The organism is Neoasaia chiangmaiensis, assembly GCF_002005465.1.
In the GTDB taxonomy this organism is placed as follows: domain Bacteria; phylum Pseudomonadota; class Alphaproteobacteria; order Acetobacterales; family Acetobacteraceae; genus Neoasaia; species Neoasaia chiangmaiensis.
In genome coordinates this window covers 3,193,900-3,209,411 of record NZ_CP014691.1, presented here as the reverse complement: position 1 = coordinate 3,209,411, position 15,512 = coordinate 3,193,900, and the positions used below count along the sequence as shown (strand labels likewise).

General features: G+C 57.0%; 17 protein-coding genes and 1 tRNA gene. 6 read left to right on the top strand and 12 right to left on the bottom strand.

What is annotated here, in order from left to right; genetic code table 11:
* Positions 1–56: 56 nt before the first annotated feature.
* Both clpS and clpA read left to right on the top strand, forming a co-directional pair.
* Positions 57–410: an ATP-dependent Clp protease adapter ClpS gene (clpS, locus tag A0U93_RS15130; protein WP_077808594.1), complete on the top strand. Its 354-nt coding sequence runs from the start codon at positions 57–59 to the stop codon at positions 408–410.
* A gap of 171 nt (positions 411–581) precedes the next feature.
* Positions 582–2,915 (top strand): ATP-dependent Clp protease ATP-binding subunit ClpA, encoded by a 2,334-nt coding sequence (clpA, locus tag A0U93_RS15125; protein ID WP_077808059.1) that lies wholly within the window; start codon positions 582–584, stop codon positions 2,913–2,915.
* Positions 2,916–2,964: 49 nt separating this feature from the next.
* On the opposite strand, the gene A0U93_RS15120 is transcribed toward clpA, so the two are convergent.
* From A0U93_RS15120 to A0U93_RS15105, 4 genes are all read right to left on the bottom strand, one after another.
* Complete coding sequence (locus tag A0U93_RS15120; protein ID WP_245825216.1) at positions 2,965–3,378, bottom strand: hypothetical protein; 414 nt, start codon at positions 3,376–3,378, stop codon at positions 2,965–2,967.
* Positions 3,379–3,507: 129 nt separating this feature from the next.
* Positions 3,508–3,870 carry a hypothetical protein gene (locus tag A0U93_RS15115; RefSeq protein ID WP_077808057.1) on the bottom strand — a complete coding sequence of 121 codons (363 nt, stop codon included), beginning with the start codon at positions 3,868–3,870 and terminating at the stop codon, positions 3,508–3,510.
* A gap of 4 nt (positions 3,871–3,874) precedes the next feature.
* Entirely contained in the window at positions 3,875–4,174 is a 300-nt protein-coding gene (locus A0U93_RS15110) for a rod-binding protein (protein WP_174807212.1), read from the bottom strand.
* Complete coding sequence (locus A0U93_RS15105) at positions 4,174–5,250, bottom strand: flagellar basal body P-ring protein FlgI (RefSeq protein ID WP_245824953.1); 1,077 nt, start codon at positions 5,248–5,250, stop codon at positions 4,174–4,176. Before A0U93_RS15105 ends, A0U93_RS15110 begins: the two co-directional genes overlap by 1 nt.
* Positions 5,251–5,578: 328 nt before the next feature.
* On the opposite strand from A0U93_RS15105, the gene dksA reads away from it, so the two are divergent.
* Both dksA and A0U93_RS15095 read left to right on the top strand, forming a co-directional pair.
* A complete protein-coding gene (dksA, locus tag A0U93_RS15100) occupies positions 5,579–5,992 on the top strand; it encodes an RNA polymerase-binding protein DksA (protein ID WP_077808055.1) in 414 nt (137 codons plus the stop codon).
* A 70-nt stretch (positions 5,993–6,062) separates the two neighbouring features.
* Positions 6,063–6,137 (top strand) — tRNA-Thr (locus A0U93_RS15095).
* An 8-nt stretch (positions 6,138–6,145) separates the two neighbouring features.
* Here A0U93_RS15095 and A0U93_RS15090 read toward each other — a convergent pair.
* Entirely contained in the window at positions 6,146–6,886 is a 741-nt protein-coding gene (locus tag A0U93_RS15090; protein WP_077808054.1) for a site-specific integrase, read from the bottom strand.
* A 485-nt stretch (positions 6,887–7,371) separates the two neighbouring features.
* Positions 7,372–9,483, bottom strand: a complete 2,112-nt coding sequence (locus tag A0U93_RS15085) for a catalase (protein WP_077808053.1) — start codon at positions 9,481–9,483, stop codon at positions 7,372–7,374.
* Positions 9,484–9,614: 131 nt separating this feature from the next.
* Between A0U93_RS15085 and A0U93_RS15080 the strand changes: the two genes are divergently transcribed.
* A complete protein-coding gene (locus tag A0U93_RS15080; protein WP_077808052.1) occupies positions 9,615–9,827 on the top strand; it encodes a hypervirulence associated TUDOR domain-containing protein in 213 nt (70 codons plus the stop codon).
* Between the two features lie 98 nt (positions 9,828–9,925).
* Here A0U93_RS15080 and A0U93_RS15075 read toward each other — a convergent pair whose 3' ends face one another.
* The 6 genes from A0U93_RS15075 to A0U93_RS16530 all read right to left on the bottom strand — a co-directional run bounded on the left by A0U93_RS15075 (position 9,926) and on the right by A0U93_RS16530 (position 14,560).
* Positions 9,926–10,591 carry a glutathione S-transferase family protein gene (locus A0U93_RS15075; RefSeq protein WP_245824951.1) on the bottom strand — a complete coding sequence of 222 codons (666 nt, stop codon included), beginning with the start codon at positions 10,589–10,591 and terminating at the stop codon, positions 9,926–9,928.
* Entirely contained in the window at positions 10,588–11,679 is a 1,092-nt protein-coding gene (gene mnmA, locus A0U93_RS15070; protein ID WP_077808050.1) for a tRNA 2-thiouridine(34) synthase MnmA, read from the bottom strand. Before mnmA ends, A0U93_RS15075 begins: the two co-directional genes overlap by 4 nt.
* Before the next feature lie 43 nt (positions 11,680–11,722).
* Positions 11,723–12,037 (bottom strand): ferredoxin family 2Fe-2S iron-sulfur cluster binding protein, encoded by a 315-nt coding sequence (locus A0U93_RS15065; protein WP_077808049.1) that lies wholly within the window; start codon positions 12,035–12,037, stop codon positions 11,723–11,725.
* Positions 12,025–13,194 carry a cysteine desulfurase family protein gene (locus A0U93_RS15060; RefSeq protein ID WP_077808048.1) on the bottom strand — a complete coding sequence of 390 codons (1,170 nt, stop codon included), beginning with the start codon at positions 13,192–13,194 and terminating at the stop codon, positions 12,025–12,027. Before A0U93_RS15060 ends, A0U93_RS15065 begins: the two co-directional genes overlap by 13 nt.
* Positions 13,191–14,282, bottom strand: coding sequence for a cysteine desulfurase family protein (locus A0U93_RS15055; RefSeq protein WP_077808592.1), 1,092 nt, complete (start codon positions 14,280–14,282; stop codon positions 13,191–13,193). The genes A0U93_RS15060 and A0U93_RS15055 overlap by 4 nt, the downstream gene beginning before the upstream one ends.
* Positions 14,283–14,413: 131 nt before the next feature.
* Positions 14,414–14,560 (bottom strand): hypothetical protein, encoded by a 147-nt coding sequence (locus A0U93_RS16530; RefSeq protein WP_169852785.1) that lies wholly within the window; start codon positions 14,558–14,560, stop codon positions 14,414–14,416.
* A gap of 229 nt (positions 14,561–14,789) precedes the next feature.
* On the opposite strand from A0U93_RS16530, the gene A0U93_RS15050 reads away from it, so the two are divergent.
* On the top strand, positions 14,790–15,455 hold the full coding sequence (locus tag A0U93_RS15050) for an alpha/beta hydrolase (RefSeq protein WP_077808047.1): 666 nt from the start codon (positions 14,790–14,792) through the stop codon (positions 15,453–15,455).
* Positions 15,456–15,512: the final 57 nt, after the last annotated feature.

Genomic DNA, 15,512 nt, shown 5'->3' with positions numbered 1-15,512 from the left:
CAAGCCACCCCATGCGCGCCGCCATAACAGAACATGTCCTGCGCCGGCATGCCGCCATGCAATCGCCCGACGACCCTAACGACAATGGCACGGACGGCGACAACGACGACGGCCAGTTACACACCAGCGTGGTGGTCAAGCCACGCCCCAAGACACGTCGTCCCGCCATGTACAAGGTGTTGATGCTGAACGACGATTACACCCCCATGGAGTTCGTCGTGCATGTGCTGGAACGCTTTTTCAGTAAGTCACGCGATGAAGCCACGAACATCATGCTTCACGTTCATAAGCGTGGCGTGGGCGTATGCGGCGTCTTCACCTATGAGGTCGCTGAGAGCAAGGTGACTCAGGTCATGGATCTGGCGCGCCAGAATCAACACCCTCTTCAATGCACAATTGAAAAAGCCTGAACAAAGACCGACATCTAGCTTTCCAGACGCAAAAACTTTTTCATCAACAACTCGTTTCGCGCTGGCGCATTGGTTCAGCGCACGACAAGATACCCGTTATCGGGAATTTGGTTCGGCAGACCCCCGCTCTGGTCAAACACATGTCGAGCCAATCTGAGAGGAGCGCATATCATGTTGTCTCGTACGCTCGAACAAACGCTCCATCGTGCCCTTACGTTGGCAGGCGAACGTCGCCACGAATACGCGACCCTCGAACATCTGCTGCTGGCGCTGACGGAAGACGCCGACTCGGTGACTGTCTTCAAGGCATGCGGCATCGATCTCGATAAGCTGCGTGCCGATCTTACGGAGTTCCTGGATAAGGATCTGGCAGGGCTTGCTGCTGACCGACCAGGCGAACCCAAGCCTACGGCAGCCTTTCAGCGTGTCATTCAGCGCGCCGCCATTCATGTCCAGTCGACCGGCCGCGATGAAGTCACCGGCGCCAATGTATTGGTGGCACTATTCGCTGAACGGGAAAGCCATGCCGTCTATTTCCTGCAATTGCAGGACATGACGCGTCTGGATGCCGTGAATTTCATCTCTCACGGTATCGCCAAGGCGCCGGATCGCACGACACGCCGCCCATCGGCCTCTGCAAAAGACAATTCCGAAGCGGAGCGTCCGGACCGGGGGAAGGCCCAGAAAAATCAGGAGGCTCTCAGCACCTATTGCGTCAATCTGAACGTCCGCGCCGAGGAGGGAAAGATCGACCCGTTGATCGGTCGCGATGCGGAGATCGAGCGCACCATCCAGATCCTGTGCCGCCGCACGAAGAACAATCCGCTCTACGTCGGTGACCCCGGTGTCGGCAAGACAGCGATTGCGGAAGGCCTGGCCAAGAGGATCGTGGAAGGCGATGTGCCTGAAGTGTTGCTCAAGAGCACGATCTACGCTCTCGACATGGGATCGCTGTTGGCGGGAACCCGCTACCGTGGCGATTTCGAGGAGCGCCTGAAGGCCGTGGTCACCGAACTTGACCAGAACCCCGGCGGCATCCTCTTCATTGATGAGATCCACACCGTGATTGGTGCTGGCGCGACCTCCGGCGGTGCGATGGACGCCTCCAACCTACTCAAACCCGCCTTGGCGGCAGGCACGCTCCGTTGCATTGGTTCGACCACCTATAAGGAATTCCGTCAGCATTTCGAGAAAGACCGGGCACTTGTTCGGCGCTTTCAGAAGATCGACGTACCGGAACCTTCACAGGAAGATGCACTGAAGATATTGCGCGGCCTGAAGGTGAACTACGAACGTCATCACAAGGTGCGCTATACAGAAGAAGCATTGCGTGGCGCCGTAGAGCTTTCATCGAAATACATCCATGACCGCAAGCTACCAGACAAGGCGATAGATATCATCGACGAGGTCGGCGCTTCTCGGATGCTTGTACCCGAGAACAAGCGTCGCAAGACGGTGACCCTGAAAGATGTTGAGGATATCGTCGCCAAGATTGCGCGCATTCCGCCCAAAAGCGTGTCGGCTGATGATCGTGAAACATTGCGCTCATTGTCACGCGACCTGAAAAACATGGTCTTCGGTCAGGATCGTGCAATCGAAGCCCTGACAGCAGCCATCAAGCTTTCGAGGGCAGGACTTCGAGACGCAGAGAAGCCGATTGGAAATTACCTGTTTTCCGGCCCGACCGGCGTCGGCAAGACCGAAGTTGCCAAACAACTGGCCTCGTCTCTTGGGATCGAACTCATCCGTTTCGACATGTCGGAATATATGGAGCGACACTCGATTTCGAGATTGATCGGCGCGCCGCCGGGTTATGTCGGCTTCGATCAGGGCGGACTGCTGACCGACTCAATCGATCAGCATCCCCACGCCGTTCTACTACTTGATGAGATCGAAAAGGCACATCCGGACCTCTACAACGTTCTGCTGCAGGTTATGGATCACGGACGGCTGACGGATCACAACGGCAAGGTTGTGGACTTCCGCAATGTGATCCTGATCATGACAACAAATGCGGGCGCGGCAGATCTCAGCAAGGAAGCGGTGGGCTTTGGTCGGACGGAGCGGTCGGGAGAAGATGAAGACGCGATCAAGCGGATGTTCACACCCGAATTCCGCAACCGTCTGGATGCGACTATCCCGTTCGCGAACCTCACGCCCGAAACTGTCGGACGCGTCGTTGAGAAATTTGTTCTTCAGCTGGAGGCACAGCTGGCCGATCGCCACGTCACGATCGAAATCTCTTCTGCCGCGAAAGAATGGTTAGCTGAGCGCGGTTATGATCGTTTGTATGGTGCACGTCCCTTGGGACGCGTCATTCAGGAGACCATCAAGAAACCGTTGGCTGAAGAACTCCTGTTTGGCCGCCTGGCGTCTGGAGGCGCTGTGAAAATCGGCCTTAAGAACGACGCCCTGGATTTCGATATCATCGAAACCGGCTCACCGACATCAGACGGTGATGAGGGGAGCGACGAGAAACGCTCTGAAACAGCCAGCGATGGCTGAATGAGGGGAGATCGCCCTGGAAGAAAGGCGATCTCCTTCCCTTTTTCGATTACTGAAATTTTGTACCGTTAACGATAACGTTTCCCGGCGTGTCCCAATGACGACCAACGCCGTGGTGGGTCCAATCAATGCCCTGCCGCCGCAAATTGTCATAATAATACCGCCCGATGATATCCACTTCGTCACCTTTTCTCACCCAGGGCCAAGCCGGGGCATTCATCCGATCAAGATCGGAAACGATGCGAATAGAGACACCCTGTCCAACATCAACATAAAAAAAGCTATGTAATCCGCTGCGAGTGCGCCGTGCCATTGGCGCTACGGCTACCACCCGGCCACATATATGTTCCGGCAAATCGGCCCTGCCTGCACCACCCTGCTCGAATGACTGCTGATCCATTCGAAATCTATCATTATCGCATTGCACTGAAACAGCAGCCTTGCAGTCGGCCACTGCATTCATCGAAACGATAGCCAAGCCAACAAACGCCAAAGATTTCATATTTTTATCTCATTAATATTGTAATTATGACCCCATATCTTCCTGAATAAAACCAATTTCGACGCCTGAACAGATGCCAGCAGTAGCTTTCTATTGTTCTAGGTTCAAAATAAGGCTGATGCCAGATTTTACCTCGGTGCGATTTCCATTTCGCCCGTACAGTGCTGGCCCTTCTGTGAATGAAGCATCCGCCAATAGTCTTATCAAGTTTTTCTGTATATCAATTTTTTTCTTCAGCAATAGTGCATTTCTGCTAGCCAAATCATCAAGCTGATCTAAAGAGCGTTGAAGTGATGCATCCGCTGATTGCATTAAGGTACCAGTGCGCGCCACAAGGGCAGCAGACGCCTCTTTTTGCGGCAGAAGAACTTTAACGTCTGCCAGACGATCTTCTTCCAATGCTTGGTTTTCACTTTTGAGAATAGCGATCAAGGTATTAAGGTCATCTTCCATACCATCATTTCCTATTCTGCATTGCCATCATCTTGTTGTATATTTCATGAGCTAAGCCTAACCCTCCCGATTGCTGCATATTCTTGGCGATTTCGTTGACGAGCATCGGTTTAAACTGCTTCTCGCCAATGCCGCCACCAAGTGGAGCATCGTCACCCGCCTCCCCGGTCTCGAACATTGGTTGAAGCATCTCATTGATTGCCATTGCTTCAAACTCATTGGCGGCTTTCCACGTCTTGGTTTGATTGACAGGCTGGATTGAGAGGGATCGGCCTTGCATTGCCAGCGGAGCAAGATCGGTCATCAACGCATTTCCAAATCGGCTTGCAGCGCGCCGTCAGCCTTGATGGCCTGTAGAATGCTGATCATATCGCGCGGCCCCACTCCAAGAGCATTCAAGCCACCAACGAGATCACGCAGGGTCGCACCACTTCGCAAAACGGCAAGATGATGCTGGCTTCCAGTATTCACGGCGATATTCGTACGCGGCACGACAGCAGTCTGGCCATTTGAAAATGGTCCCGGCTGAGCAACCTCAGGTGTTTCTGTGACCTGAACCGTAAGATTACCCTGCGCAACGGCCACAGTACTAATCCGCACGTCCGCGCCCATTATGATCGTCCCGCTTGCTTCATCAACCACGACTTTCGCCGGCGTATCGGGCTGTATCAGCAGGTCGCCAATGCGTGACAAAGTTCCAACTGCATCTCGTCCTGACAAGTCAATTACGACCGTCCGTGGGTCCTGTACGGTAGCTATAGGGCCGAAAACTCGATCAATCGCACTTGCTATTCGAGACGCCGTTGTAAGATCCGGATTTCTCAGGCTGATGTGTATATGCTGTCGGGCACCCAAATCAAACGGAACCTCCCGCTCGACGATCGCACCGTTCGCGATATGACCCGTTGTCGGGACATTACGCGTAAATGTTGCCGCAGCCCCACGTACCGAGAAGGCATTCGTCGCAAGTGAACCCTGCCCCACCGCATATACTTCGCCGTCAGCGGCCATGAGAGGCGTTACCAGCAGCGTGCCTCCGGTCAGGGAAGATGCATCTCCCGCTGCGGATACCGTCACATCGATCCGGTTTCCACCATGTGAGAAAGGCGGCAAATCGGCCGTCACCATCACGGCAGCGACATCGTGCGTCTGCAACTGTGTCTCCTGATCGCGAATGTTCACGCCGAGACGATTCAACATGCTGATAAGTGTTTCTCGCGTGAAGATCGAATTGGTCAGACGATCACCGGTGCCGTTCAATCCGACCACCAGACCGTATCCGATCAGCTGATTGGCACGCACGCCTTCCATATCCGTGATATCCTTGATGCGAACCGTTGCCGCCTGCGCGTGTATAGACATCAAAAAGGAAAGCAGCATTGGAAATACTCTCCATCGTAGGGAAAGCAAAAATCGCCACATAAATATGGTTGAAATCTCCAGTGCACGAAAAATCGGAACATATCCCTTCTCGCTTTTCCGAACATATACATCGTCTTTATGAAAATTTAGTTAATATAAGGCGAACGCCTATCGCATGTCCTTGACTGATGGATAAGCCGCAGACCCATCTGGAACATCATGCAATGCACCAACAGATGACTTGGCGAGCTCCGTTTCGATCGCTATAAGCCGCGCAAGCTCGACTTCGGTTTCTTGTGCTCCGAGGCCGCGTCCCGCTTGTCGTCGTGCAAAAGGACGAATGAGGATGATTACACTTCCGCCGGATTATCGGCCTTCTGACGCTGAAGAATTTATGAGTGCGCTTCAGGTCGAGTATTTTCGTCAGAAACTGCTTCGGTGGCGTGTAGACCTGCTGAAGGAAGCTGATGGAACGCTTGCCAGCTTGTCTGAAGGCGGCATTCACGAGGCCGATGTCACAGATCGCGCGAGTGTTGAAACTGATCGTGCCCTGGAACTGCGGACACGCGATCGGGCACGAAAACTGATCGTCAAGATCAATATGGCCCTGCTGCGGATTGAGAACGGGACATATGGTTTTTGTGAGGAAACAGGAGAGCCGATCGGATTGAAGCGACTGGAAGCACGGCCGATCGCAACCCTGTCCATTGAGGCGCAGGAGCGCCATGAGCGTATGGAAAAAATTCACCGAGACGATTGAGACGAATAACGTTTTCTGCTTTTTGGGGCTTGCAGCGCCTCGCCCGAAAAGTTAGGAAGCGCACCAGGCTGCTGCTGTAGCTCAGTGGTAGAGCACTCCCTTGGTAAGGGAGAGGTCGCGAGTTCAATCCTCGCTAGCAGCACCATAATTTCATTAGGTTTTCCGAAATCGTGCCGACAAGCTCTCTGGGCCAGTTGGCACAGAAAACTCCGGCGAATCGGAGAGACCGGATAGAGCCTCGGCTGCGCGACGAAGCCAGTCCGGACTATGATGCCCGTAGACGCGCTCGATCATTTCAACGCTGTTGCCAAGGAACTTGGCGACCATCTCGAACGGCATACCCTTCATCATAAGCCAGGTTGCGCAGGTGTGCCGGAGGCTATGGGGTGTAACGTGACCCAATCCCGCACGCGTCACGGACATATGAAACCCTGTCTTGATGCTTTTGACGTATTTGTCGCGATACTCGATCACGCTGTCAGTCGTTCGGATACCGACAGCGATTCGCATCGCCGCATGAAGGTCCGGAACCATTGGCACGATTGCTCGCCCCTTGTTTCCGGTCCCTCTCCCGAAGTTTATTACACCCGACACGAGATCGACCTGCTGCCACGTTAACGACAGAATCACCCCGAATCGCACCCCGCTGTAAAGCGCCAGCATGATGAACAGTCGGGCGTGCTCATCAATTTCTGCCTCCAGCAGCCGATCCGCCTCCGCTTTCGAGAGCCACTTGTCTCGTTGCCGCGAGATTACGCAGCATATCGATCTGCGGCATTTCAGCCGTTTAGCCGACAGACTGTGCCCACCGAAGCGTGACAAGCTCTTTGATGATTGTTCCATCGCTGGCGGGACGAAATGCTCCGCTAACCATCCCTCCCCGCCCGTGCTCACGCCGCTTCTTCGTATGAGTCCTGCACGTCAGACGGCTGATACGGGCTGGCTGCAAATCCCCAAGGCGTTCGGTAACAGCAGCCGCTGCATATTTGAGGTTGGCCAGCTGGCGACCCGCATATTTCGCTTCTCGATATACCCGCTCAGGATTTTCCCGACCGTTGGCTGCTCAGAAGCGGATGGTGTTTCAGGAACAGCGACAAACCGGCTTAGCCTTACGCGCGTCAAATCAAGGCGCTTTTCAGCATAAAAGAAAACCGCTGCTTCAGGCCACCATCCCCAATTAAGACAAGGAACGGAAAATTACGGAAGTTTTTGAACTTTCTATAGTATAGAAAGAATAGTCTTCTATTTTACCAACATATAGAGCGTCAGAGCGTCCATATTTATTGCAGCATTAAAAGACGAAAACGCAATAGACACGGATAAAGATCAAGTTCTCAAACCAAAGCCCGCCGGATAAATTTCCAGCGGGCTTTTCCTGCTTATACAGTATGTGTCTTGTCTTCGCGCGGCCAGAAGCGAAGTGCACGACAGGCAGTGATAAAGTGACTCATATCTGCTGCCTTTCCAAGCGGCAGGATACCACCGTCATGATCGCCCGCGCCAATCCCACCGCGCTCGAGGAGGGCCGTAGCATCATCCACATAACCGATGAACTTGGCATGTGCGAAGGCGTCGGCCACGAAGTCGCGGGCCGTCGCTTCGTTCAGAAGCAAATCGGCACCATCCTTCGAAGGCAGAAGAACAACAGCGTCGTATAATACAGATGGTGCACCGACAATTTTCTGACCAGCCGGAATCTTGTTTCCATCACTTAACACGACGCCGCCAACCGACGGCGCAACAAGTTCGATGATCGTTCCTTCAGCATCAGCAGCAGCCTTCAGGGCGTCAAGCAATGCGGCGTCCGTGCCATCTGTCACCAGCACACCGAGTTTGCGTCCAGCAAACGACGTCGGACCATTCTTGAGAATGCTCAACGGGTCGGACGCCGGCAGTGTCGAGACGACCGGCCGCGCTGGCGGGGCTGCTTCCGGCAGGGCATCCAGACCTAATCCCTTGGCGACATTCTGTGCCAAATCCTGATCGACATTGAGCAAATGGGCGACAACACGCGAACGAATGACGGGATGCTCGCACTTGCTAAGCTCGAAAACAAATGCATTTTTGATGTGCATCTGCTCAGGCTTGGTCTGGCTGATGTAGAACTGCCGCGCCTGACTGTAGTGGTCGGCAAACAGTTCGCCGCGCTCCCGCGTCTTGGGGCCACGAACTTCCTCAGCGAACGGCACGTAGCCCGTTTTCGGGTTCTCCCGTGGGCCGCCCCCCCATGAGTTGGGCTCGTAATTAACCCTCCCCTTTGGGTTATGCATCGCCATATGGCCGTCCTGCTGGAAGTTATGGAACGGGCACTTCGGTGCGTTTATGGGAATATGCGTGAAATTAGGCCCGCCAAGGCGCTTTGTCTGCGTATCCAGATACGAGAAATTTCTGCCCTGTAGCAGAGGATCGTTCGTGAAATCGATGCCTGGCACAATATTCTGCGTGCAGAACGCGACCTGCTCGGTTTCCGCAAAAAAATTGTCGACCATCCGGTCCAGAACGAGCCGCCCAACCCGGCGAACCGGGACGATCTCCTCCGGAATCAACTTTGTCGCATCAAGGATATCGAAGTCGAATTTGTCGGCAAACGAATCGTCAAAGAGCTGAACGCCAAGCTCCCATTCCGGATAATTACCGGAGGTAATCGCATCCCAGAGATCGCGACGATGGAAATCCGGATCGGCTCCATTGATTTTGACCGCCTCGTTCCAGACGACGGATTGCAGGCCCTGCTTCGGTTTCCAGTGGAATTTGACGTAGGTCGACTTGCCTTCCGCAGTGACAAGCCGGAAGGTGTGGACGCCAAATCCTTCTATAAACCGGAAAGACCGGGGAATGGCACGATCGGACATGACCCACATGAGCATATGCGTCGTTTCGGGCGACAGCGACGCGAAGTCCCAGAAATTATCGTGCGCCGACTGGGCCTGAGGAAAACCGCGATCAGGCTCCTGTTTGACCGCATGCACCATATCCGGAAATTTTATGGCGTCCTGAATGAAGAATACAGGAATGTTGTTGCCAACGAGATCCCAGTTCCCCTCTTCCGTGTACAGTTTCACGGCGAAGCCGCGAACATCGCGCGCAAGATCGAACGAGCCCTTGTTGCCCGCAACAGTCGAAAAGCGCACGAAGGCCGGCACTCGCTGACCGACCTTACTCAGGACACTCGCCCGAGTGTATTCCGAAAGTGAGTCGGTAAGTTCGAAGAAGCCATGAGCACCATAACCCCGCGCATGGACGACGCGCTCCGGAATACGCTCGTGGTCGAAGTGAAAGATTTTCTCGCGAAGGTGGAAATCCTCAAGCACTACCGGGCCGCGCGGTCCTGCCTTGAGAGAGTTCTGGTCGTCGGAGACCGGAACCCCCTGCTGCGTCGTCAATGTCGGCGTTTCACCCCTTGCCGTCTGATGGGTCGCCCCCTGCGGTCCGCGCTGGAAAGTCTGGTCGTTGATCGTCACGCGATCAGCCGCTTCTAGATCGTTCGCCATTCGCCCTGTCCTGACTGTTTTGCGCAAGGGCAACGCGTTGTCGCGTTATGGAGTTGCCGCATTCTTTTCCCTAAATCCGATAGACGGACTGGGCGTTGACGTTGTCATCAGTTCAGGGAAAGGAACACGGAATGACCGATACGCGCTTCAAAAAGGGCGACGCCGTCACATGGAAAACCCAGCATGGAGAGACACATGGCCATGTCGAAAAAACAATAACCAAGCAAATAAAGATCAAAAATAACGACGTAAAAGCGTTAGCGAAGAATCCGAAGATTGTTGTCAAAAGCGACAAGACACAGGCAAAGGCCGCTCATAAACCCGACGCCCTTTCCAGGAAATAACAGCAGATGCCGCCATGCATTCGGGAGATTTCAAGCGGCCACGAAAAGTCCGGCGATAATGGCTGTTCCCCCTCAGCCAGATGATCCCGTTCAGAGGATCAATCAAGCGCCTCATATCGTTCCAGATGCCAGGCCGCCGGTTCCTGTGCCGCAAGGTCTCGCCACAACTGCACGAGCGGGTGCGCGACGATCGCCCTCATATAATCCTGCACCGGCCGAGATGTCGCAATCTGGTAACTTTCAAATCGAAGGACGACCGGCACATACATGACGTCGGCAACCGTCAACTTGTCGCCGAACAAAAATTTCCCGCCATATTGTGCGAGAGCAGCACGCCACAGGCGATCAATCGACGCGATATCCTGCATTGCCGCGTCATCGAGAGCGGCGCGCGGCGCGAAACGACCGAGATTCATCGGCAATGCGCGCCGCAGCGCAGAGAAACCGGCATGCATTTCAGCGCTTACACTTCGCGCATGGGCGCGGGCCAGTCGATCCGACGGCCACAACGTCGGCTCATGTTCAGCGCAATATTCGCAGATCGCCAGACTTTCCCAGACACATGCCCCGTCATGTTCAAGATACGGAACCAGCCCATTCGGGGAAACATCGTGAATTTCGGTTGTCTGACCACCACCGCGCAATGGGATGACAACATCCTGCACGTCCAGTCCCGCCAACCGCACCGCGAGCCATCCACGCAATGACCAGGAGGAATAGCGCCGGGTGCCAATGACGAGGCGGTTTTGCCGGTTCACTGTCACTGCGCGCTCTCTTCTTCGATATCCGCGGTAATGAATCCGCCCCCCAGTACGTGAGAGTCCCGGTAGAGCACGCAGGCCTGTCCCGGCGCTGGCATGGCGGCTTCATCAAGCGTAACCACCGTATGGTTGCCTTCCTGCCGGATCCACGCCTCCCGAACGGCTTCCCTCGCCCGGATCTGCACGCTGCACCGAATGCCCTCTTCGCCAGCATCGATCAGCCAGTTCATATCGCGCAGACGAAAGCGATGCCGCCCCGCACCCTGTCTCGGCCCCACGACAATGCGGCGCGTCGTCGCGTCGATGCGCGTCACCATCTGGCGCGCTCCATCTTTCGTCTGCGTATGGATATCGCCGAGACGCTTGCTCTGACCGACCGTATAGCGGGCAATGCCATCGTGCCGCCCGACGATATCACCGTCCGCATTCACGATCTCTCCCGCCGCACCGGTCTCCGGCCGAAGCTTTTCGACCAACCCGGCATAGGAACCTGTTGGTACGAAGCAGATATCCTGACTGTCCGGCTTCGTGGCAACCGCCAGCCCAAGCTCCTCGGCCTTGGCCCGCACCGCATCCTTGTCCGGCATCGCGCCGAGCGGAAAACGCAGAAAATCGAGTTGATCGCGGGTCGTGGCGAAAAGGAACCATGACTGGTCGCGCGACAGATCAACGGGGCGATGCAGTTCCACCGTTCCGTCCTTTTCGATCCGGCGCACATAGTGCCCCGTGGCCATCGCCTCGCATCCAAGATCGCGCGCCATGCCCAGAAGATCGGTGAATTTCACGCCCTGATTGCAGGCGACACACGGCACCGGCGTCTCGCCCCGCGCATAACTGTCCGCGAAGCGTTCGATCACGCTATTTCTGAAACGCTCTTCCGCGTCAATGACATAATGCGGAATATCCAGCCGATCGGCCACGGCCCGCGCATCCATGATGTCGCGCCCGGCGCAGCACGAACCCGCTTTCGTCGCCTCACCGTGGTCATAGAGTTGCAGCGTCGCGCCGATGACGTCATGCCCTTCCTGCTTCAGAAGTGCCGCGACGACCGAACTGTCGACGCCGCCGGACATGGCGACGAGAATACGCATGGATACTCCACAACCAGCCGCCGCTTTCGGCGGAACGGAAAACTCAGGACGTCTTCGGCAACCGAACGGTCAGCCCGTCCAGCGCATCGGTCATCACGATCTGGCAACCCAGACGCGACGTCTTCTCCAGCCCGAAAGCCAGATCGAGCATGTCTTCTTCATCGTCCGTCGGCGCGGACAGCTTGGCCGCCCAGTCGGGATCGACAACGACATGACACGTCGCACAGGCCAGCGAACCTTCGCAAGCGCCTTCCAGGTCGATATCGTGCTTGTGGGCGATCTCCAGAACCGAAAGGCCGAGCGGCGCATCCACCTCGCGGCGCGTCCCGTCTCGTTCGATGAAGATCATATGAGGCATGTCGATCCGTCCTGAAAAGCCAATGAGTGCAGTGCGCGGCAAACGATTTCGATCGCCTGCGCTATATCCGCGCTGGAGGTAAAGCGTCCGACAGACAGACGCAAGCTTCTCGCCGCTTCTTCTGCCGTGAGCCCCATGGCCGTCAAGACATATGACGGCACGACATCGGCCGACGAACAGGCCGATCCGGTGGAGACGGCCAGATCCGGCATCGCGTCGATCAGTTCCAGCGCGCGCAACGGCGCCGGGAGGCGCAGGTTAAGGGCACCGGGCAGACGATGTTGCGAATCACCGTTGCTGACGAGGCCAGGCATCGCGCGGTGCAGCCCCTCCCACAACCGATCGCGCAACATCCGGGTGCGGCGCGCCTCATCGGCCATTTCGGCCTGCGCCAGGGCACACGCCACGCCGAAACCGACGATGGACGCACTGGGCAACGTTCCCGAACGCAGACCCCTTTCCTGACCGCCGCCGGAGAATAGCGGTTGCAGGCGCACGCGGGGTCGACGACGGACATAAAGCGCGCCAACCCCCTTGGGCCCATACATCTTGTGGGCGGAGAAGGAGGCAAGATCGCAATCATCGAGTGTCACAGGCAGCTTTCCTGCGAGCTGCGCCATGTCGCTGTGCATCGTCGCTCCCGCCGCACGCGCGATGGGTGCCAATAGCGAAAGATCGTGCAGCACACCTGTCTCGTTATTGGCCGCCATGATGCTGACCAGCAATGTCGGCACGCGCAACGCATCAGCCAGCAGGCCGGGATCGAGCCGACCGTCCGGCTGAACCGGCAATACCAACGGCTCGCAGCCTTCCGCTGCAAGCTCATGAACGGACTCGAGCACACATTTATGTTCGGTCGCGACGGTAATCACGCGACGGGCCTTGTTGCCCTGCGCAATCCGGTGCCGAACGGCACCCTTGATGGCCAGATTGTTCGCCTCGGTCGCGCCGGACGTGAAGACGATCTCCCTGGCCTCCGCGCCGATGAGCGATGCAACCTGTTCGCGCCCGATCTCGACCGCGGCGGCAGCGGCGTGACCGAAGGCATGACCGGCACTGTGCGGATTGCCGAAAACGGTGGTGAAATACGGCAACATGGCCTCAACAACACGGGGATCGCAGGGTGTCGTAGCCTGATTGTCGAGATAAACGTTCATGCCCGCTTCCCCAATCGCCCGGCCAACTCGGCGTAAGCGATGATAAACCTGTCCACCGCCGCCGCCTCGACATTCCATGGCAGGGATACGCGGATTGCCTGCGTCGCCAGCTTCTTCAGTCCCATCGCCATCAGCACATGCGATGCCGTCACCTTGCCGGAAGAACAGGCCGACCCCGCCGAAACAGCGAAACCCGCCAGATCCAGCGCCATCAACTGTGTCTGCGCCGGCACGTTCGGCAGAACCAGACATGTGGTATTCGGCAGGCGTGGCGCCAGACCATCTCCGGCAACCATTGCGCCAACCTGCCTCGCCGCAACATCGATGGCATCCCTTAGCCGCGCGATGACTGTCCAGTCCTGCGCCAGGGCGACCGGCAGCGCGGCCGCCATTCCCGCAATCGCCGGCAACGCCGGGGTGCCGCCCCGGCGGCCCCGCTCCTGCCCGCCGCCGGCAATCAACGGCGCCACCTTCCGGCTCTCGCGAAGCAACAGCGCGCCCGCACCTTTAGGCCCACCAAATTTGTGACCGGAGATCGCCATGCTGTCAGCGCGCGTCGTGGCGAAATCCAGCGGGACGCGACCGGCCTGCTGGACGGCATCGACATGAAGCCAGGCGCCATAACGCGCGCAGATCGCCGATACCTCATGCAAAGGATGCAGCACGCCCGTCTCATTGTTCGCAGCCATCACGCAGACGAAAGCGCCCGGTGCCTCCGCCAGACACGCGCCAAGACCTTGCCGGTCCAGAACACCGTCACGCCCGACCGGCAGTACAACGGCATGCGGCGCCGCCTGCCGCACAGCGTCATGTTCGGTCGCACCGATCATGATCGGTCGCCCTTGCCCGAACGCATGGATCGCCAGAACATTCGCCTCCGTCCCGCCCGAGGTGAACACGACCTGATCGGCATCGACGCCGAAAGAGCGTCCCAACACAGTCCGTGAATCCTCCAGAACCCGCCGGGCCGCACGGCCGGCAGCGTGGACCGACGAAGGATTACCTGCCAGCACCGACGCCGACACCATGGCGTCGAGCGCCGCCGGACGCAGCACTTCGGTCGCGTTCGCATCGAGATAAACTGTCATGACAATCATCACATCGTATCTGCCGCTCCCGAACACAAGCAGCCGCGATGATGATGACGCCATATCGACAAGAATTTACGTCTACTGTCGATTTCTGTGGAATTTTGCCATTCAGGACCGTTATACACGCCTCACCAAACGGAACCCGATACGCGATCGTCGGCGACACCGCCCGTTTCGCGCATCAGATTTCCGGACAGGATTGTTGCATCGCGTGGCCGTCCCGTCAGCCAGGATAAGGAGTTCGTCCATGCCTGTGTCCACGTCGTTCCGCTCATCTTTCGGCGCCGATGCGCAAAATGTACCACGGTCCGGGCAACTCTTCCGGACGCGCTGAACGTGGCGCGTTGAGCAGGATATCCTGACACTGCGCAGGATCGGACACCTCCTGTCACGACTGCGATCCGTGCGGCCGAGGCTATGGCATCGTAAAGCCTTGGGCACGATTACCTCAACAACACGCCGTCACGCCAAACGACGGCACCAGAATATCGCGGAAGCACTTTAATGCCAGAAGTCATGTTCGCCGGTCCCGACGGCCGGTTGGAAGGGCGCTACCACCACTCCGACGAGCCCAATGCGCCGCTCGCCCTGGTCCTGCACCCGCATCCGCTGCATGGCGGCACCATGAACAACCGCATCACCTATTCGATGTATCGCAGCTTCGAGAAAATGGGCTTCTCGGTCATGCGCTACAATTCGCGTGGCGTCGGCCGCAGCCAGGGCCGATACGATGGCGGCATCGGCGAAATTTCGGATGCCGCGGCGGCACTCGACTGGATGCAGATGGTCAACCCGAACTCCAGCACGCTCTGGATCGCCGGCTATTCCTTCGGCGCCTTCGTCGGCATGCAGCTGCTGATGCGCCGACCGGAGATCAGCGGCTGGATCAGCGTCGCCCCACCGGCGAATGACTACGATTTCGGGTTCCTCGCGCCATGCCCGTGCGGCGGCCTGATGATTGCAGGCGGTCGGGACGAAATGGCGCCGGAACCTGGCATCCGCAAGCTGGTGGATAAGCTGAACACCCAGAAGAACGTCACGGTCGATTATCGTATTTTCGATGACGCCGACCATATCTTCGCGCAGCAGGCGGATCAGGTCTCCACAGCGCTGGAAGATCACGTTTCGACCATGCTGGCGCGTCGCTCCCTCGCACTTGCCGCCGACTGAGCATCTCTTTTCCTGTCAGTCATCAGAAAAGGCGGTTCCGCACTGATGGGCCGCCTT

What these genes read in the sequence shown, in the direction of transcription:
- A0U93_RS15105 (WP_245824953.1), bottom strand. Translation starts at nt 5,250, where the DNA reads ATGCTGCTTTCCTTTTTGATGTCTATACACGCGCAGGCGGCAACGGTT.
- A0U93_RS15120 (WP_245825216.1), bottom strand. Translation starts at nt 3,378, where the DNA reads ATGAATGCAGTGGCCGACTGCAAGGCTGCTGTTTCAGTGCAATGCGAT.
- A0U93_RS16530 (WP_169852785.1), bottom strand. Translation starts at nt 14,560, where the DNA reads ATGAGCGGAACGACGTGGACACAGGCATGGACGAACTCCTTATCCTGG.
- A0U93_RS15065 (WP_077808049.1), bottom strand. Translation starts at nt 12,037, where the DNA reads ATGCCTCATATGATCTTCATCGAACGAGACGGGACGCGCCGCGAGGTG.
- A0U93_RS15080 (WP_077808052.1), top strand. Translation starts at nt 9,615, where the DNA reads ATGACCGATACGCGCTTCAAAAAGGGCGACGCCGTCACATGGAAAACC.
- A0U93_RS15055 (WP_077808592.1), bottom strand. Translation starts at nt 14,282, where the DNA reads ATGACAGTTTATCTCGATGCGAACGCGACCGAAGTGCTGCGTCCGGCG.
- A0U93_RS15085 (WP_077808053.1), bottom strand. Translation starts at nt 9,483, where the DNA reads ATGGCGAACGATCTAGAAGCGGCTGATCGCGTGACGATCAACGACCAG.
- clpA (WP_077808059.1), top strand. Translation starts at nt 582, where the DNA reads ATGTTGTCTCGTACGCTCGAACAAACGCTCCATCGTGCCCTTACGTTG.
- A0U93_RS15110 (WP_174807212.1), bottom strand. Translation starts at nt 4,174, where the DNA reads ATGACCGATCTTGCTCCGCTGGCAATGCAAGGCCGATCCCTCTCAATC.
- mnmA (WP_077808050.1), bottom strand. Translation starts at nt 11,679, where the DNA reads ATGCGTATTCTCGTCGCCATGTCCGGCGGCGTCGACAGTTCGGTCGTC.
- A0U93_RS15050 (WP_077808047.1), top strand. Translation starts at nt 14,790, where the DNA reads ATGCCAGAAGTCATGTTCGCCGGTCCCGACGGCCGGTTGGAAGGGCGC.
- A0U93_RS15060 (WP_077808048.1), bottom strand. Translation starts at nt 13,194, where the DNA reads ATGAACGTTTATCTCGACAATCAGGCTACGACACCCTGCGATCCCCGT.
- dksA (WP_077808055.1), top strand. Translation starts at nt 5,579, where the DNA reads ATGATTACACTTCCGCCGGATTATCGGCCTTCTGACGCTGAAGAATTT.
- clpS (WP_077808594.1), top strand. Translation starts at nt 57, where the DNA reads ATGCAATCGCCCGACGACCCTAACGACAATGGCACGGACGGCGACAAC.
- A0U93_RS15115 (WP_077808057.1), bottom strand. Translation starts at nt 3,870, where the DNA reads ATGGAAGATGACCTTAATACCTTGATCGCTATTCTCAAAAGTGAAAAC.